The sequence below is a fragment of the Methanolobus sp. WCC1 genome, assembly GCF_045690315.1.
GTDB lineage: Archaea > Halobacteriota > Methanosarcinia > Methanosarcinales > Methanosarcinaceae > Methanolobus > Methanolobus tindarius.
The window spans coordinates 38,097-56,488 of record NZ_CP146979.1 but is presented as its reverse complement, the minus strand read 5'-3'; the positions used below and the strand labels follow the sequence as shown (position 1 = coordinate 56,488).

Sequence of the window (18,392 nt, the reverse complement as noted above, 5' to 3'; positions counted from 1 at the left end):
CCTCCATCACTCTTTCTTGGTAAATGCCTTTGAAAAGGCTGCAACTTCTGCAACATCTGTGGAATTAGCCACCACAATCATGTTCTTTTCCCTTGCTATCTCAGCATATGTCTGCAATTCCCTGAGCTTGATTGAAACCGGCACTTCCTCATAAAGGCGTGCAGCATCTTTCATCTTTGTAGCGGCAATAAACTCACCGTCTGCCAGAATGATACGTGAACGCTTTTCACGCTCTGCTTCTGCCTGCTTTGCAATTGCACGAAGCATTGTGTCATCAATACTTACGTCTCTGAGAGTTACACCGGTAACCTTGATTCCCCACGGATCAGTGGAAATATCAAGCTGCTCCTGGATGTTCCTGTTGACATCTTCCCTGTTGGAAAGCACATCATCAAGTTCAAGCTGGCCGATAACATCCCTGAGTGTTGTTTGAGAAAGCATTGCAGTTGCATACTTGAAATTCTCAACCTCATTGACTGCCTTTGTGGGATCAATAACCTGATAATAAACAACAGCATCAACAGCCACGGTTACATTATCCTTTGTGATTACTGCCTGTTTTGGAACGTCAATTGCAACCACACGAAGGTCTATCTTTACAACCGTATCGATTATAGGAATGATAAGAAACAGACCCGGGCCTTTGACTCCACTTAGCCTTCCCAGACGGAAGATTACTACACGTTCATATTCATTAACGATCTTGATAGCCTTGGACAATATAATAACTGCCACTATAGCTAACGGAAAAAGAATATCAGTCAAAACCATATTTTGCCACTCTCCTGAAGAAGAAATAGAGAATTTGTTAGATAGATATAAAGAGCCTACTTCTTAAAAATATACCGGTGGAGAAATAATGAAAGCTCAGCTCTTAAGGGGGTTAAAAACAATAAAAAAGATATAGAAGGCTGGGTCTGAGTACTTGTTTGAGGGGATGTACACGAAAGCATGAAAGCATTGTTATTATTGAAATAACATTTCAGACCCAACAGATTATAGAACTCATTTATTGTTTATTAATGTGATTGATTTTGACGTTAATAATTTCAAACAAATAGTTTAAAAACACCATGCTGCGATGAATATATAAATAATCAATATAAATATTTCGCTCTTTTAATAACCAGGGCTAACAAGCAAACACATAAATCCAATATATACTATCTAAGACTAGATACAATGAGCGAGAAATGTGTAGAATGCAACGGGAAAGGCTATAGTGTCACAGGCACTGCTAAGTGTCCCGAGTGCAAAGGGACGGGAAAATCAAAGTCTGTAGACTTTATGAAACTTTCAGAGAAGGATATGGCAAATTTCTTGAAAAATGGTTCTTCCTGCAACAACTGCGGCGGGACAGGAGAGATTGAAGAGAGAATAAAATGTGTTGCATGTGACGGGAAAGGCACATTTTACAAGTGCAAGGTATGCGGAGCAGAAATGGATCGTCTTTACAATGGAGATGAAGTATGCCAGCCATGCGCAAAGAAGCAGATTGTCTACAAACTTGACAACACATGCACCCTTGATGAGCTTGAAGTCGGGAAAATGTACCATTCAACAGTAAGGAACATTGCTGATTTTGGTGTTTTCGTAGACCTGAATTCAAATCTAAGAGGGCTTATCCATTCCAGCAACATGAATGGAACCCTTGAAGTTGGTGAGCCTGTTATTGTCAGTTTAAAGGAAATTAAACCAAGAGGAAAAATGGATTTGGTTCCACGCAAGCTGAAAGAATACCAGACCATCGAACTTGAAAAGAAACTCCCTATTATACTTGCCAGCGAAATGTCGCAAATGGTAGGTAAAAAGGTAAAAGTCCAGGGAGAAGTTATCCAGATTAAACAAACTGCAGGGCCTACAATATTTACAATTGCAGATGAAACCGGACAGGTTTCAGGTGCTGCTTTTGAGAGCGCAGGCGAGAGAGCTTATCCGGAAATTGAAGCTGACATGATAGTTGCTGCCACCGGTGAAATAACAGCTCGCGGCGACAGTTTCCAGCTGGAAGTCCAGAGTCTTAAGAAACAGACAGGACCACAGGAAACCGAGATTCTCCAGCGCATAGAAGATGCTATTGATAAAAGAGCAGAGCCTTATGAGATTGAATTTATGGTAGAGAGTGAGGTTCTTGAAAATCTCAGACCTATCATGAAAAAGGCTGCAAAGGAAATCAGGAAGGCAATCATAAAATCCACACCTATTCTCTTGCGCCACCATGCAGATGCCGATGGTATGACTGCAGCACTGGCTATTGAGAAGGCAATCATTCCACTCATAAAAGAAGTAAATGGAGCAGATGGAGAATATTATTTCTACAAACGTGCACCTTCAAAGGCACCGTTCTATGAAGTGACCGATGTAGTCCGTGATATCAACTTTGCACTGGAGGATGTAGTCAGGCATGGACAGAAGATGCCACTTATCATAAGTGTAGATAACGGATCTTCCAACGAGAACGTAGCTGCAATGAAACAGGCACAAGTGTATGGCATTCAGATGATAGTTATGGACCATCATCAGCCTGACGATGTGGTTGATGAATACCTGTTAACCCATGTAAACCCGGCACATGTCGGAGGAGATTTCGGCATGACAGCAGGTATGCTATGTACCGAAGTAGCACGTATGATAAACGTCAACGTGGAAAACGAAATAAAGCACCTTCCTGCTGTAGCTGCTCTTGGTGATCGCTCTGAAGCGGAAGAGGCAAGGAGATACATTGAACTGGTATCTGACAGGTACACAGAACAGAACCTGAGAGACATGGCACTTGCCCTTGACTTTGCAGCATACTGGCTCAAGTTCAACACTGGAAAAGGCATGGTTGACGATATCCTGGATTTTGGCGATCATACAATACACAAAAACCTTGTAAATGTTCTTTGTGAACAGGCAAACGGAATGATAGCCGAACAGATGGATGTCTGTATGGCCCATGTGAAATCCCAGGACCTTCCAAATGGTGCAATCCTCAATGTTCTTGATGTGGAAAACCACGCCCATACATTCACATTCCCACCACCCGGAAAGACATCAGGTGAAGTTCACGACAAATTGTGTAAAAAATATGATGGAAAACCTGTCGTAACTATAGGATACGGACCTGACTTTGCTGTAATCCGCTCAAAGGGAGTTCTTATGAATATACCACAGATGGTAAGGGAACTCTATGAGGAAGTAAACGGTGGTGGTGTAAACGGTGGAGGACACCTTGTAGTCGGGAGTATCAAATTTGTACAGGGTATGCGCACAGAAGTACTTTCAAAACTTGTAGAGAAAATAGGTTCCGTAGGAGTTGAATAACTCCTACTGAAAACAAAAATATAATATATTCTTAATTGTTTCTTTTTTAATCCGATCAATCCACACGTGTAATACGTACAAGTGAGTGAACGGGAACTTCTGATAGAGTCTCTGAGCCGCTCTTGTCTACAAGTACTGCAATTGCCATTGGTTTTGCACCGGAACTGCGCAGATGGGTTACTACATCAGACATTGTGTTGCCGGTTGTAATGACATCATCCACTATGATACATTTCTTTCCTTTGATACCTGCAAAGTTCCTGCTGAAAGCTCCATTGAGTTTTGAGTCATCACCCTGCTCATTGTAAGCATGGTAAACTGAAAGTTCCGTGTTAAGCTCTTCTGCCATAAGACTTGCAAGAGGTACACCACTCAAGCCAATTCCTACCACCAGATCAATTTCACTTCCGGTTGCCTCTACAGTATCAATGACCATGTCACACATGGCAATTCCTACATGGCGCATCCTGAATGCGCTCTTTCCTATGCTGCTCCAGTTGACAGAGATGTCTTTTGGTGCAGAGGAAACTTCTTCCTTCTTTGCACGTGTCAGAAGCCATGTGACAGTTTCCCGGGAAACGTTAAGCTCATCTGCAATTTGCCTTGTAACAAGGCCATTTGCCTGCAATTCAAGGGCCTTTTGGATTAATTTATCAATATTCTTCATGTGAATCCCGTATATTCATCTTTAACTTATATGTAATATATCAACAGAGATGTTATATTTTTCTTTTGCGCCTTTTCTTCAGGGGAGAACCACAAACAGGACAGATATCACCGCTATCAAATTTCTTCCGGCATCCGGTACACTGTTTTTGCCACACCAGAACATCCTTTATCTTTTTCTGTGCCACAGGCTTTACTTCAAGTCCCAGAACTTTTGCGACATTCTGGACTGCATAGTCATCTGTCAGGAGAACTGAATTTCCTTTATATTCAAGAGCCTTGGCCAGAATATCAATATCCGTGGAGGACAATTCCTCACAGTCTCTTGTCTTGTTGGCAGTCTGCATGACCTTTTCACGGAAAGAATCCTCCGGTATTTCGACCCTTGCACCACTTTCCCGGGCAAGGTCAAAGCGCATTGCAGCCTCACTGCTTTTCAGTTCATTTACAACTGAAGGTATAGTTATGATTCGATAAGGCTCTATTCCGCTACCCATAATAAAGACCGCAGAATCTGCGATGTAGTATTCCATATAATGCCAGATACTTTCTGAATATACATTAATTCTTTGTCACCCATTTGTGCAATTATTACACAATTTAATATATACTTGTAAATACATATAAACTCAGGAGGAACTTCCAATGGCAAGAATATCCAGCGGTATCAAAAGCCTTGACAAAAGGCTACAGGGCGGCTTCCCTGAAGGAGAATGTATTCTCATCACAGGTAAGCCCGGTACAGGAAAAACAATATTTGGAATGCAATTCCTGTACAATGCCTGTCTCGAAGGCAAAAAATGTATCATGTTGGCAACAGAGGAAACTCCGGAAAAAATAGTAGAGCATGGAAAAGCTATCGGATTTGATCTGGAACCTTTCATTGAAAGCAAACAACTTACAATGATACGTTTCTTTGAGATGAGAGTAATGAATATGAAAGAAGATCCGGGCAGCTTCATATTTATGAACATTGACACGCTGAATAATCTTGCCCATATTATTGATGATGATGTGAACGTAATTGTTGTTGACAACCTGGGGACATTTTCCATCGGAGTGGATCTTAAAACATTCAAAGAAGAACTTGAAGTGCTTTCATTCCTGCTTTCCACACAAAAAAGAACATCACTTATGATAATGGATGCCGCTGCACATGAATTTACGCATAATATCGCTGAATATTCAACCTATGGAACAATCAAACTGATGTTCAAGGAAAATCCTTACACAGGTAAAATGGAAAGATTCATGTTCATCCCTAAGATGAGAGGAACGAAAATCACCCTGGAACTTATCAATTACGATATTACAGAAGAGGGTATTACTCTGTTTTCACCAAAAATGAATAGATAATCTAAATTCTGTGCTCACTGAAGTAGCTAATATTATACAGAATGCCATTATATAATATGCATTATGTATTAACTATTACAAAGAAAAACGCGGTGTAAATTATGGAACGGATATCTACAGGAATTCCTGAAATCGACAAGAAAATACAGGGAGGATTTCCTGCAGGGGAATCTTATCTTTTGACAGGAGAACCAGGGACAGGTAAGACAATATTCGGGTTGCACTTTCTTTATAATGCATGCATGGAAGGTAAAAAATGTGCAATGCTGGCAACTGAAGAAACTCCTGAAAAAATCGTACGACATGGAAAAACTGTGGGACTTGACATTGAACCTTTTGTAGAAAGCAATCAGCTTACAATGATACGTGTGCTTGAAAAAAGAATAGAGGGTATGGAAGATAAATATGCAAACATTATCACAAATACCAGTGACCCACGCAATATCAAATATATCATTCCCGAAGACGTAGAGGTAATTGTCATCGATAATATGGGTACATTTTCAATAGGAGAAGAATTGAACGTGTTCAGGGACAAACTTGACACCCTTATTTACCTTTTTGCAGAATCAAAATGGACATCTCTTATAATAATGGATGCGACTGCACATGAACTCACTCACAAGATATCTGAATATTCAAGTAGTGGAACCATCAAATTGATGATAAAAGAAAATCCATATACCGGTAAAATGGAGAGGTTCATTTATATTCCTAAAATGAGAGACACGGAAATATCACTTGAGATAATAAACTATAACATAACCGGACAGGGAATCAAGCTGTCTGCTTCAAAGTCCTCTTCAAAGACAAATAAATTAATATAATTGGGACCATTCTCCACTAAATACCGGCAGGATTGATAAAATGGATATTTCAAAAGCTAAAGACATCATCGTTGAGTTTATCAAGGAAAAAACAACTGAGGCAGGCGTTAAAGGTGCTGTTGTAGGTCTTAGCGGAGGGATCGATTCTGCGCTTACTGCATACCTGACAGTTGAAGCTCTCGGAAAAGAAAATGTTCTTGGTATACACATGCCTGAACTCACTCTGACACCTGCAGAAGATGTTCTGGATGCCACAGAAGTTGCAGAGAGACTTGATATTGAATTCAAGACTGTTGATATATCAGAGATACTTGCAGGATACCTTAACTCAATTCCTGAAGGTGCAGAGTCTAACTCACAGGCCAACGGAAACCTCAAAGCCAGAATAAGAATGTCAGTTCTCTATTATTATGCCAACATAATGTCCAGAATGGTGATGGGAACAGGTAACAAGACAGAGATTCTTCTCGGATACTTCACTAAATACGGCGACGGAGGAGTTGACCTTGAACCTATAGGTGACCTTTACAAAACAGAGGTAAGGGAAATGTCAAAAATCATGGAAGTTCCTGAAGAAATCATCACAAAAGCCCCATCTGCAAGACTCTGGGCTGACCAGACAGATGAGGATGAACTTGGAATTACATATGAACTGGTGGACAGGTTCCTTGCACTTTTACTTGAGGGTGAAACACCTCAGGTAGCCCAGAATACTCTTGGGATGAGTGTAACCCAAAGAGATTCAGTCCTGAAAAGGATTAATTCAAACCTGCACAAACAGAAATCTGCACCAATTGCAGAACTGAAATCATTAAGATAAATTAATAAAGATATCATCTGCCAGAAAAGATTGGCACTTCCTCATTTTTGAATCGTAGAAGTTGTTTTGCAAGATGGCGCCTTGCACATGGAGGAACTTCATAGAATCCCGGAACAATATCTCTTTTAACTTCGGTTTTTTCTGGAATCTCTGAGCTGGTGCTGCATTTCTTACACCTGTAACCCTGACCTGAGCCAGAAGATTTCATTCTCTTTCCACAGGAAGGACATGGAGGATTCCTGATATCATAAGCCTTTGACAGCTCTGTAATTTTTATCTTTTCAATGTTGATTGTATTTTCAGTAACACTGCCATAAACAACTACTCTGTCACCAGGAATCAGTTTACGAATTAATTCCCTGAAATTCTTTGTAGGCTCAAAGGCAGCACAGTCAATGACATCTCCTGATACGTCTTTCAACATAAATATTGTATGTCCCCCTCTGATGGTCACGGGTTCGGAACAAACCTCACCTTCCAGAATATAGGAATGCATCTCTTCAATGTCACTAATTGATGAAACTGATACCAAATGCATATCTGTTCCCTGATTGGTACGATAAATGCAGACTCGTTCCACAGGTTCTGAAACTACAAAGGAAGCAGCTTTTTTGACAGAACCTGCATCCTTTCCCCTGATTCCATAAAGAACAGGATCACCTGAATGTGGAACACATACTACCATATCGTTTACCAGATCCACGGTGTCCCATGTGTCAGGATATGTCTGTTTGTCTGCTTCAAAAAGAGAGCTTCCATCAACACTACGCCTGGTTCCCCATACATCTTTTTCCCTGTAAGCAAGAAACTCGTAAGTGTGGTCCCAGTCAGGATCAAGCATTGCCCCGCATGCAGAAAGAGCACCTATAAGACCGCGTCCATTCTTGAAAGCCTGAAACTCAAGATTTAGTTCAGAAGCAAGTTTCTTTGCTTCATCTATTGTGATTACATCTTTAACAGCACGTTTGAAAAAGGAACTTAGCTTGTCACTTACAGAATCGAACTGTTCCTCATCAACAAAAACAACACCAGGATTTGTATTTTCGTTATCCAGGCATGCCATTGATGATACTTTATCAGTAACATGCCCAATGATTTTCTCCTTATCATCACATTCAATAAACAGTGCCACTGATGCATTTCCGCGGGTCTTGAAGGGAATTGTAGGATTAAGGCGCACAAGTATTGGTTCTGATATAACCTGTGCAAATGAAGAAAGCTCGTCTCTTAAAAGAGCACACAAGTAGGTGGTGCACATCCCTTCCCTGGAATCTGTGTCATCAATTCCAATGACCATTTTAGTGATTTCACTGCTCATTTGATCAATTGGAGATATTATTGATTAGTGTTAAATGATTCCTTAGGGATGAAAATTACCTGACTGTTATTCTTCTATAATCGGTAAAAGGACATGTATTTCAGTACCTTTACCAACTTCACTGACTGCACGGATAGAGCCCCCATGAGCCTCAACCACGCTTTTACAAAGATACAGGCCAAGACCATTTCCACCGTAACGGCGTGTTAAGGGAACCATCTACCTGATAGAAGCGTTTGAAAATATTAGGCATTTCTTCCTGAGATATTCCTATACCCGTATCCCTGACAATGATTCTAATATTTTTGCCCTCGTGAGAAGCCACAACTGTAATCAAACCATCAGATGGAGTGAATTTTAAGGCATTTTCAAGTATGTGTGAAAAAACCTGTTCGAGATAGGTAGTATTACCACATATAAAAGGCAGAGGAGATGAGTATTCCTTTTTCAGATCAGGGAACTCTTTGTCTTTAAAGACAAGCAATTCATCGATCACATTGTCAAGTACATTAACAATATTTATAGAATCAAGGTGATATTGTATATTTCCGGAACGGATATTCTGCATATATAATAGAGAATCAATTAGTTTATGCAACCTTTCAGCATTTTGAAGAATTACACCTATGCCTTTTTTCTGATCCTCATCCAGTGAACCCAAGTGTCCCTCAAAAAGTAGTTCACTATATCCTTTAATTGGGATCAGTGGTGTTTTGAGCTCGTGGGTTATATTTGCCATGAACTCGTCTTTCATACGGTCTAAGGATTCCAGTTCTTTATTGTTCTCAGCAACTTCCTTTGAATAGGATTTTATCTTTTCCTCATTCTCCCTTCTTTGTATTATCTTCCACGTACCTTCCATGAGAAGTGTTATCTGCCTGATATCAGAACTGTCATAGTTTCCATTCTTATTACCCACACCTGCTATCATGACAATATTACCGGAATCAGATATTGGTATACAAAGATAATTACGGATTTTTACATGACCTGCAGGAGAACCTTTTTTGATAGGAGAATCATCAGGATAATTATTTGAGATAATAGGTTTACGCTGCTTTACGATCATCCCCCACAGATTATCTTCTGATATATTGCAATCCATATTTACCGTTTTAATCTCATAACCCGATTTTGTAATTTCAGACCATGAATACATGGCAAAAGTTGATTCAGCTTCATTAACAAAGCCAATATAGCCTACACTGCTTTCAGTAAGGTTTATCGCTTTTTCAAGGGAAAAATCAAGGATTTCTTCTGTTGTAGAATCAGAGTATTGATTTAGTTCAAGCAGAGCTTCAAGTCGGGATTCATCCAGAAGCAGTGCTTTTTCAGCAATTCTTCTGTCAGTAACATCTTCGCCTGATATGGTTACACCAGCAAATTTCCCATCATCGATAAAAGAAACAGCATTCCAAAGAACAGTTTTTTTGGATCCATCTGCACATAGAATAGGAACTTCGAGATCTGTGACAGAATCCAACTCTTCTGAGAGGAATTGATTCCAGTAAGAACGCATTTCTGATCTGTAGTCTTCAGGAAGAAGTAAAGAAAACCATTTGCTACCGCAAATCTGGCATTCATCATAACCGGTGATTTCAAGGATTTTCTTATTGACACATGAAACATTCCCCTCTGTATCTAAAAAAAGTATAATCATAGGCAGGATATCCATTATCTTATGGGATTTTATTTTCTCATTCTCAATTACGTTATTCATTTCCTGCATCCTGTGAACAAATAGTGAAACAATTATTCCAAACAACAGGATTATGAAAAACATTGAAAGGCGCATGTATATTTCATGAGTTGAAAGACCGAAAATCAAGCTATTCGGAAACGATCTTTGAGAGAAGAAAATGTAGTCCAGTAATGCATCTGTTAACCAGGAAAATATTCCAAAGATGAAGGAGAATACGATAATATTTCTGGTACCCAGAAAATATCTATCAAGTACAGACATCAAAAATACTCCTCAAATGAAATTTATATTTCGCCAATCTCTGGTTCCATATTTTTACTCAACAAGCAATGCACCAACTATCGTAAAAAAACAAGATGTTATTGTATATACAACATTATTTCCGCACATCAGATAAATAATTTACTCATAAAATATTATTATTTGTTATTCATAAGGATAAGGAGTCTGTATTTAAAGAGGATTTGCAAGATAATTATATATAGATGTGCAAACAATGCCTATTTACTTATGACAAAAGACATCCTCATACATCAGATTATTGATGTATTACAGCAAGCCGGCTTTATGGTCTCAAAGCGATGTAATATTCGTCCACGTAGCTTTGACCTTGCAGCCAGAAAAGGGGATGTTCTCATCTTTTACAAGGTACTGTATAATATAGATGGCCTGAATGAGGAAACTGCAAGGGAAATGAAAAGCCTTGCACGCTATCTTGGAGGAACTGCTGTTCTTATAGGTGCTAAGACCAGAGATCAGATGCTGGAAGACAGCGTGGTTTACATGCGATATGACATTCCCGCTGTGAATGTCCAGACCCTCTATGACTATTTTGTAGAGGATGTACCACCTCTTGTATCCGCAGCTCCCGGTGGACTCTATGTATCTATTGATGGGGATGTGCTGAAAGAAGCACGCAAGAGAACTGCAATGTCACTTGGAGCGCTTGCTACTGAACTTGGAGTGTCAAGGAGAACCATTAGCAAGTACGAAGAAGGAGGCATGGATGCGTCAATAGATATTGTACTTCAACTTGAGGAGTTGCTGGATGTTGCACTTGCAAAATCCATAGACATACTCCAGTGTTTTGAAAAGCGAGCCAGTTTGGAGAAACCACAGCAGGAAAAGACCAGTGAAGCGCAACCGGATGATGGTATACTTGGAATGCTTAATGCTCTGGGATACCAGGTAATGTCCACAAGCCAGGCACCATTTAAGGCGATATCTAAGGATACATCTGACACATTGCTTACAGGCGTAAGCACATACAGCAGCGCAATGATTAAGCGTGCAGATCTGATGAGCAGCATTTCCTGTGTTACAATGACAAAGTCGGTCTTTATAATAAACGGACAGATAAAATCCGAGACTGTGGAAAACACCGTGCTTATCGAAAAAACTGAACTGGATAAGCTATCTGGTACTGAGGAGCTTGCTGAGCTTATTGATGAAAGGACAAAGAAGCATAACATCAATATTGATATTTCCTGATATCATTAAAAGTACTGAAAAATTACAGAGATTCCCTGAATATTTCGACTTTTTTGGCAAATCCAAAACCCTAATATACAGAAATCCCTTTTAGAACTAACAATGACTACCAACATTGCAGTACTTGTTTCAGGAAGAGGATCGAACTTACAGTCCATTATAGATAATATCGAAAGCGGATACATTGGGAATGCAAAGATATCCGTTGTTATAAGCGATGTTGGTGACGCGTATGCACTTGAGCGTGCACGCAATCATGGAATTACTGATGTGTTTGTCGACCCTTCGGATTATTCAGGTAAACAGGAATACGAAAAAGAGATAATGGAAGTCCTGAAAGACAATGATGTCGATTTGGTACTCCTTGCAGGATACATGCGTCTTGTTGGTAAAGACCTGATAGCAGCATACCGTAACAGTATAATAAACATACATCCTGCACTGCTCCCTTCTTTCAAAGGACTTCATGCACAACAACAGGCTTTTGAATATGGCGTGAAGGTAAGTGGCTGTACAGTTCACTTTGTTGATGAAGGAATGGATACCGGACCTATAATTATACAGAAATGCGTACCTGTGCTTGACACAGACACTGCAGATGATCTTGCAGCCCGCATACTTGAACAGGAACACAAGATTTTCCCGGAAGCTGTGAAACTCTTTGTTGAGGGTAAACTTAAAGTGGAAGGTCGAATTGTAGTACACACATAGATAAACTCACATTAACCAAATACTGTCCTGGCAAGCCAGGATTTCAAAAACAGATACAATCTTTAACGTGGTAACAATGTCTTACATCTCAGAAATTGACCCGGATATTGCAGAAGCCTTAAGGCTTGAAGCAAACCGTCAGGATTACAAGCTGAACCTGATAGCATCAGAAAACTATGCAAGCCGTGCTGTAATGGAAGCACAGGGCTCTGTCATGACAAACAAATACGCAGAAGGATACTCTGGAAAGCGCTACTATGGCGGTTGCGAATTTGTAGATATTGCAGAAGACCTTGCTATTGAGAGAGCAAAGGAGATCTTTGGTGCTGAACACATAAATGTGCAGCCACACTCAGGTTCCGGTTCTAATATGGCATGTTATTTCTCAGTCCTCAAACCAGGGGACACCATCATGTCAATGGACCTCACACACGGTGGTCACCTTTCACACGGAAGCCCTGTAAACTTTGCAGGACAGCTCTATAATATAGTACCATACGGTGTTGACAAGGAGACAGAAGCCCTTGACTACGATGCACTTATGGCAATGGCAAAGGAACACAAGCCACAAATGATTGTCTGCGGTGCTTCAGCATACTCTAAGACACTCGACTTCAAGGCATTCAAAGACATCGCTGATGAAGTAGGAGCATACCTCCTTGCAGATATCGCACACATTGCAGGTCTTGTAGCTGCTGGTGCACACCCAAGTCCTGTGGAATACGCTGATTTTGTCACAACCACAACCCACAAGACCCTCAGAGGTCCAAGAGGCGGAATGGTAATGTGCAAGGAAGAGTACGCAAAGGACCTGAACAGGTCCGTTTTCCCTGGAATTCAGGGAGGACCTCTCATGCACATCATTGCAGCTAAGGCTGTTGCATTCAAGGAAGCACTTGGAGAGCAGTTCAAAGCAGACCAGTTCCAGACAGTAAAGAACGCAGATGTCCTTGCAAAGGAACTTCAGGCAAGAGAATTTGACATAGTATCCGGTGGAACTGACAATCACGTAATGCTCCTTAACCTTAACAAGTTCGACATCACAGGAAAAGAAGCTGAAGCTGGAATGAGCAAGGCAGGAATTGTCCTTAACAAGAACACAATCCCATTTGAGACCAGAAGCCCATTCATTACAAGCGGAATAAGAATCGGTACACCTGCAGCAACAACAAGAGGAATGAAAGAAGACCAGATGAAGGAAATCGCAGGATACATTGCAGAGGTCGTTAACAACCTTGACAATGATTCAGTCCTCCACGGTGTCAATTCCGATGTTGAGCAGATGTGCAGCGGATTCCCTGTTTACAAGTAAATTAAAAACGCAGGCTGTATAGAAACTACATCAGGTGTTTGCATAATGGCAGAAGAGAACTACGATTCCAGGAAGATAGACGGCAGAAGCCTGTCAAAGAAAGTGGAAGAGCAGGTAAAACAGGGAGTTGACAAGCTAAAAGCAGAGAAGGGAGTTACTCCCGGACTTGCAACCATACTTGTTGGTGAAGACCCTGCATCCAAGATGTATGTCCGCCTTAAACACAAGGCATGTGAAAGAGTTGGCATACATGCAGAGGATCATAATATGCCTGAGTCCACCACACAGGAAGAACTTATGCTGCGTATTCAGGAATTGAATGCCAGGAAGGACATACATGGAATTCTCCTGCAGTTACCTCTTCCAGAACACCTTGATGATAAATCTGCAATGCTTGCAATTGACCCGGCAAAGGATGCAGATGGATTCCACCCATACAACATGGGTAAGCTCCTCATCGGTGATGAAGGGCTAGTACCATGTACTCCAAAAGGTGTTATCAGAGCACTTGAAGAGTATGATCTGGAAATTCAGGGAAAACATGCAGTTATCGTTGGACACAGTAATGTTGTTGGAAAACCAATGGCTGCAATGTTAATCAACAGGAATGCAACGGTTTCTGTATGCCATGTTTTCACCGACAATCTGACCAAGTTCACACTTGATGCAGATATCCTTGTGGTCGGAACCGGTGTTATGCACCTCATTAAAGCTGATATGGTGAAGGAAGGTGCAGTGATCTTCGATGTAGGAATCACCGAGAAAGAAGGAAAAGTCTACGGTGATGTTGATTTTGATAATGTTGTGAAGAAAGCTTCACTGATAACCCCTGTTCCTGGTGGCGTTGGTCCAATGACCATTGCTATTCTTATGGAACACGTGCTTATGGCAGCTTCAAACTGCTGATAAGCACACTTATATTTTATTAATTGAATACTATTTTGGCAAAACTTTTTGCCCATTTACCTTTGATTAAAACTACCAGGTTGAATAATGGTTGTTGATGTAGACATATGCGGCTTGAAAGTTGGTGACGAGCATCCTGTAAGACTTATGGGTATCATCAATCTGAGCAAGGAATCCTTTTATAAGGGTTCTGTTGTTAGTAACGATTCTCTTCTTGATGTTGCACAAAAGATGATTGATGACGGTGCGACTATACTTGATATTGGTGCCCGTTCAACATGGCCACTTGCAAATCCGGTTATCAGTAAGGAAGAAGAACTTAATCGTATGATCCCTGCGCTGGAAATGCTGAATGACAATGTGGATGCCCTCATTTCTGTAGATACCGTTTATGCAAGCGTTGCTAAAGAATCCCTGAAACATGGTGCGGATATAATCAATGACGTTTCCGGATTTACGACAAATCCTGGAATGGTGGATGTTGTTGCCGAATACGACTGCCCTGCTGTTGTTATGGCATCTGAAAAGGTTCCCGGTGACCCAATTGGAATGGATGCAATCATGCAATCTCTTGCTGACATCATCAGCAGAGCAGATGCAAAGGGTATCGACACCAGCAAGTTCATCCTTGACCCGGCAGTAGGTAAATGGATACCTGAAAAAGACCCGATTTTTGATTTTGAGACCATAGATCAGTTCGAAAGTCTCAGGGTTTTTGGCAGACCGCTGCTTGCAGCAGTATCACGAAAATCCTGCATCGATGCTGTGCTTCACAAACCGGCAAATGAAAGGCTGTACGGAAGCCTTGCTGCAACTGCAATTGTTATTCACAAAGGTGCCCACATTGTAAGAACCCACGATGTTGCTGAAACAAAGGATGTAGTTGAAGTCGCGGCTGCAATGAGAAAAAGACAGCCGTTTGTTAAAGAAGGAGATTTTGAGGTCACCATTTCAGATATAACGCACCCTGATGATGCTGAATATCTCATGAAAAGCATGAAGGTTACAGGTTCCGGTGCAAAGGTCATGAAGAACAAGACTGTGAGCAAGGTTGTTCGTGTGAATAACATTACAACCACAGAAGCACTGATAATCAAGCAGGAGATCCTTGCAAGAGGTGGCGATGCTGCCCTTGAACGTGATGCTGTGTCACACGAAACCGACAAGACTGATGTACTCATAATAGGTACCATATTACAATTTGAGAAACTGGTCCATAAGCTCTCATTCCAGGCACGCAACCTTCCGCTTATTGCAGAGATGATTGCGGAAGTGCTTGAAAATGATATGGATGTTGAGCATGGTTACCTGAGGGAACTATGATAATCTCATCTGCAAAGCCCTTTGAAGAAATACTTGAAATGCTGAAAGACGAGGATGACATCTTCGTTATTGGCTGTAATGCATGTGCTGCAAAGATACATGTTGGCGGCGAACCTGAAGTTCTTGAAATGTGCCAGCGTCTTGAAGATGCAGGAAAACATGTTATTGGCTGGGTTATCCCCAGTGCAGCCTGTAGTGTGGCTTCATATGATTCACTCGTTGAAAAAAACCCTGCAATAAAGGATGCAAAGATTATTCTTGTAATGGCCTGTGGAAGCGGAGTTTCTATTGTAGCCGGTGTTGTAGATGTACCGGTTTATCCATCAAATGACACTGTATCCCTTGGAGGAAAAACTCAGGGAGAGGTTGTTCCTGAACTCTGTGCCATGTGTGGTAAATGCAAGATATATTATTTTGGCAGTGTTTGCCCGAAAAGTTTGTGTCCCAAGCATTTGCTGAACGGACCCTGTGGAGGTTCAGTAAAAGGAAAATGCGAAATTGATCCTGAAAAGGACTGTGCATGGGAGCTCATCTGCAACCGGCTTGAGAAAATAGGAAGACTTGACCTGCTTGACATCACATGGGATGCTGAAGAAGGCACTGAAGAGTCAATCTGACATAACTGCGAATTTGTTATTGTTGTTGTCCTGAATAGCTGAAAAGTTGCTTGCTGGATAATATTTCCTGTACCTGCCATCTTTTTCATCCCGAATTACGTTTTCATCCTTCAGCCGGGTAATATGCCAGTGAATTGTACTTTTGTCGACCCCGAGCTTTGCAGATAATTCTTTACCAGTTACACCAGGTTCTTCACATATTGTTTCCAGAACACATTTTCGAGTATCGCTTTGTGTATTAGAACCAGCAGCTTGCAGGGATTTTTCACTTGCATGATCCTTGCGGAAATAGTTAATAAATCGGCCTTGCCTGAGAGCTACAAGAAGATTTGAAAACTGAAGCTTGTCAGCATGATACCTGAAGGTTCCTCTTTTCATCTTCAGTTCTGAAAGAACATCACTCTCTGAGCACCCAGGATTTTCTGATACATATGAAAGTATCTTTTCCCTGTTCTTTTCACCTTTTGTACATGCTACTTTTCCAAGAAGCAACGGGATGAATTTACCTATTGAAACTATGATGAACCAGATGGTACAACCTATCCATATGAATTTGAAATATAAGGGAAGATCCCAGAAAGTCAGAATTCCATCTGAACCTGTATTATGGATATTCTCTGGAGGAATGTCTTCTGGAGGTTCAAAAGTAACATAAACTTCGGCACTTGCAACATAACAATTGCAGATAATCAAAATCAAAGAAATTATTATTTTCAAGGTGTCGTGTAACTTTAATTTCAAGTAATGGACCCCACCATCACATCATTTGTAGATACGTACTACGTTTAAACAAACTTCAGCTTGAAGATAACAAATATGTGATATATAGATTATGGCCAATCATTCCAACTAATTTCAAAATACTATTTTACCATACATAACCCACTATTTGATACAGAGAAGAAAAAAGTAGAAAACGCCATATACAGGCAGGATTATTAATCAATCCTTTAACATAAATATTACAAATATAAATATAATTCATATTTTTGCATACTCAGTTTAAACGATGGCCACAATAGTTAAGTATTTCAAAAAATAATTTTACGATGTCACATTGGAATAATGTGGAGTGGGGTCCAAACTAAACTTGCAGAGTCGGCTTGAACCCCGAAACGCCCTAAGGCAAGGTTATGGTTGGCTTTGATAGTGTTTAAGGTTTGCGTAATCTTGCCTCAGGAGTAATTTGAAATGAGGTAAGAAAGAAAATGAAAATAGGATATGGAAAGAGAATTGCTTCGTAGATTTTTGCAGTACTGATTATAAGCATGACAGTAGCAGGACCTGCTATGGCATGCACGCCACAAGAACCACAAGACCCGATAGACAAATCAGATGAAAAAAAGATTATAAAAGTTGTTTCCAGTGAAATTGCTTTACCCGAAAACTATGACATATTAAGAAATCCAGATACAGGTGGATTTGTAGTTACTTACCAAAATTCTTCAAACTCTGTAATAATTATAGATATTTCTGACAAATATGAAATAATAGAAACGTGGACTGCAACCCGTTCAGAGATAGCCGGTGGCCATCAAATATTGTTAGTTTCAGATAAAGGAAATGAAAAAACAATAACCATTGCAGGTGACTTGTCTTCCAATACAGGTGAGATAACTATTTTTGATTCCTCTTCTTCTGAAATAACAGTTTTAAGTTATGATTGTAAAAGTTCCTGCTTTATGACTTGTGGAACGCTGGGAGGAATGGCATGTCGAGCAGGGTGTGCATCTTTGTGTACAACTCTTGGAATTGCATATGTACCTTGTTTGGCGGCATGTCTGCTTTGGTGTGTTGGGGTAGATATTACCGTATACTGTACAGAAATATGTAATGCTGTATGCTAACAGCATTATTTCTTTTTTGAGAGGTGCACTCTATGAATCAAATAATATACGAAGTACTATTCAATCCTTTAACGTGGGGATCTATAAGTGGAATAATAATCTACAATATAATACATAGTCGAAGAAAACATTTGTCTCCTCTTAATTCATTGCTACAAACTTTATTTTTTGTGATATGTGCTTTTTTAGG

The 18,392-nt window shown here is 40.4% G+C and carries 18 protein-coding genes; 11 read left to right on the top strand and 7 right to left on the bottom strand.

All coding sequences use genetic code 11. The annotated features are described in order from the left end of the window. Positions 1 to 6: 6 nt before the first annotated feature. On the bottom strand, positions 7 to 771 hold the full coding sequence (locus V7O61_RS00270) for a slipin family protein (protein WP_023845080.1): 765 nt from the start codon (positions 769 to 771) through the stop codon (positions 7 to 9). A gap of 411 nt (positions 772 to 1,182) precedes the next feature. Between V7O61_RS00270 and V7O61_RS00265 the strand changes: the two genes are divergently transcribed. Then, a complete protein-coding gene (locus V7O61_RS00265; protein WP_407283095.1) occupies positions 1,183 to 3,306 on the top strand; it encodes a DHH family phosphoesterase in 2,124 nt (707 codons plus the stop codon). Positions 3,307 to 3,361: 55 nt separating this feature from the next. On the opposite strand, the gene V7O61_RS00260 is transcribed toward V7O61_RS00265, so the two are convergent. Both V7O61_RS00260 and V7O61_RS00255 read right to left on the bottom strand, forming a co-directional pair. Then, complete coding sequence (locus tag V7O61_RS00260) at positions 3,362 to 3,973, bottom strand: orotate phosphoribosyltransferase-like protein (RefSeq protein WP_023845082.1); 612 nt, start codon at positions 3,971 to 3,973, stop codon at positions 3,362 to 3,364. Positions 3,974 to 4,025: 52 nt separating this feature from the next. After that, a complete protein-coding gene (locus tag V7O61_RS00255; RefSeq protein ID WP_407283096.1) occupies positions 4,026 to 4,505 on the bottom strand; it encodes an NOB1 family endonuclease in 480 nt (159 codons plus the stop codon). 112 nt (positions 4,506 to 4,617) lie between these two features. Here V7O61_RS00255 and V7O61_RS00250 point away from each other — a divergent pair, with 112 nt between their 5' ends. The 3 genes from V7O61_RS00250 (at position 4,618) to V7O61_RS00240 (ending at position 6,975) form a co-directional block, all read left to right on the top strand. Beyond that, a complete protein-coding gene (locus tag V7O61_RS00250; protein WP_407283097.1) occupies positions 4,618 to 5,328 on the top strand; it encodes an RAD55 family ATPase in 711 nt (236 codons plus the stop codon). 101 nt (positions 5,329 to 5,429) lie between these two features. Beyond that, complete coding sequence (locus tag V7O61_RS00245; RefSeq protein ID WP_023845085.1) at positions 5,430 to 6,155, top strand: ATPase domain-containing protein; 726 nt, start codon at positions 5,430 to 5,432, stop codon at positions 6,153 to 6,155. Positions 6,156 to 6,195: 40 nt separating this feature from the next. Beyond that, positions 6,196 to 6,975, top strand: coding sequence for an NAD+ synthase (locus V7O61_RS00240; protein WP_288068998.1), 780 nt, complete (start codon positions 6,196 to 6,198; stop codon positions 6,973 to 6,975). Positions 6,976 to 6,988: 13 nt separating this feature from the next. Here the strand turns inward: V7O61_RS00240 and V7O61_RS00235 are convergent, their stop codons facing one another. From V7O61_RS00235 to V7O61_RS00225, 3 genes are all read right to left on the bottom strand, one after another. Next, on the bottom strand, positions 6,989 to 8,293 hold the full coding sequence (locus V7O61_RS00235) for a DUF1743 domain-containing protein (protein ID WP_407283098.1): 1,305 nt from the start codon (positions 8,291 to 8,293) through the stop codon (positions 6,989 to 6,991). A gap of 66 nt (positions 8,294 to 8,359) precedes the next feature. After that, positions 8,360 to 8,512 carry an ATP-binding protein gene (locus V7O61_RS00230; protein WP_407283099.1) on the bottom strand — a complete coding sequence of 51 codons (153 nt, stop codon included), beginning with the start codon at positions 8,510 to 8,512 and terminating at the stop codon, positions 8,360 to 8,362. Continuing rightward, positions 8,457 to 10,256 (bottom strand): GAF domain-containing protein, encoded by a 1,800-nt coding sequence (locus tag V7O61_RS00225; protein WP_407283100.1) that lies wholly within the window; start codon positions 10,254 to 10,256, stop codon positions 8,457 to 8,459. Before V7O61_RS00225 ends, V7O61_RS00230 begins: the two co-directional genes overlap by 56 nt. Positions 10,257 to 10,505: 249 nt before the next feature. Between V7O61_RS00225 and V7O61_RS00220 the strand changes: the two genes are divergently transcribed. The 6 genes from V7O61_RS00220 (at position 10,506) to V7O61_RS00195 (ending at position 16,355) form a co-directional block, all read left to right on the top strand. Further along, on the top strand, positions 10,506 to 11,486 hold the full coding sequence (locus V7O61_RS00220; RefSeq protein ID WP_023845089.1) for a transcriptional regulator: 981 nt from the start codon (positions 10,506 to 10,508) through the stop codon (positions 11,484 to 11,486). A 102-nt stretch (positions 11,487 to 11,588) separates the two neighbouring features. Continuing rightward, positions 11,589 to 12,197 (top strand): phosphoribosylglycinamide formyltransferase, encoded by a 609-nt coding sequence (purN, locus tag V7O61_RS00215; RefSeq protein WP_407283101.1) that lies wholly within the window; start codon positions 11,589 to 11,591, stop codon positions 12,195 to 12,197. Between the two features lie 76 nt (positions 12,198 to 12,273). After that, a complete protein-coding gene (glyA, locus tag V7O61_RS00210) occupies positions 12,274 to 13,509 on the top strand; it encodes a serine hydroxymethyltransferase (RefSeq protein ID WP_288070305.1) in 1,236 nt (411 codons plus the stop codon). Between the two features lie 45 nt (positions 13,510 to 13,554). Then, on the top strand, positions 13,555 to 14,415 hold the full coding sequence (locus V7O61_RS00205) for a bifunctional methylenetetrahydrofolate dehydrogenase/methenyltetrahydrofolate cyclohydrolase (protein ID WP_288070286.1): 861 nt from the start codon (positions 13,555 to 13,557) through the stop codon (positions 14,413 to 14,415). An 87-nt stretch (positions 14,416 to 14,502) separates the two neighbouring features. Next, a complete protein-coding gene (gene folP, locus V7O61_RS00200) occupies positions 14,503 to 15,738 on the top strand; it encodes a dihydropteroate synthase (protein ID WP_407283102.1) in 1,236 nt (411 codons plus the stop codon). Then, positions 15,735 to 16,355, top strand: coding sequence for a methylenetetrahydrofolate reductase C-terminal domain-containing protein (locus tag V7O61_RS00195; protein WP_288070288.1), 621 nt, complete (start codon positions 15,735 to 15,737; stop codon positions 16,353 to 16,355). The genes folP and V7O61_RS00195 overlap by 4 nt, the downstream gene beginning before the upstream one ends. Here V7O61_RS00195 and V7O61_RS00190 read toward each other — a convergent pair. Continuing rightward, positions 16,347 to 17,096: a winged helix-turn-helix transcriptional regulator gene (locus tag V7O61_RS00190; RefSeq protein ID WP_407283103.1), complete on the bottom strand. Its 750-nt coding sequence runs from the start codon at positions 17,094 to 17,096 to the stop codon at positions 16,347 to 16,349. The genes V7O61_RS00195 and V7O61_RS00190 overlap by 9 nt on opposite strands. 548 nt (positions 17,097 to 17,644) lie before the next feature. On the opposite strand from V7O61_RS00190, the gene V7O61_RS00185 reads away from it, so the two are divergent. Continuing rightward, positions 17,645 to 18,202, top strand: coding sequence for a hypothetical protein (locus V7O61_RS00185; protein ID WP_407283104.1), 558 nt, complete (start codon positions 17,645 to 17,647; stop codon positions 18,200 to 18,202). The last annotated feature ends 190 nt before the right edge of the window (positions 18,203 to 18,392 follow it).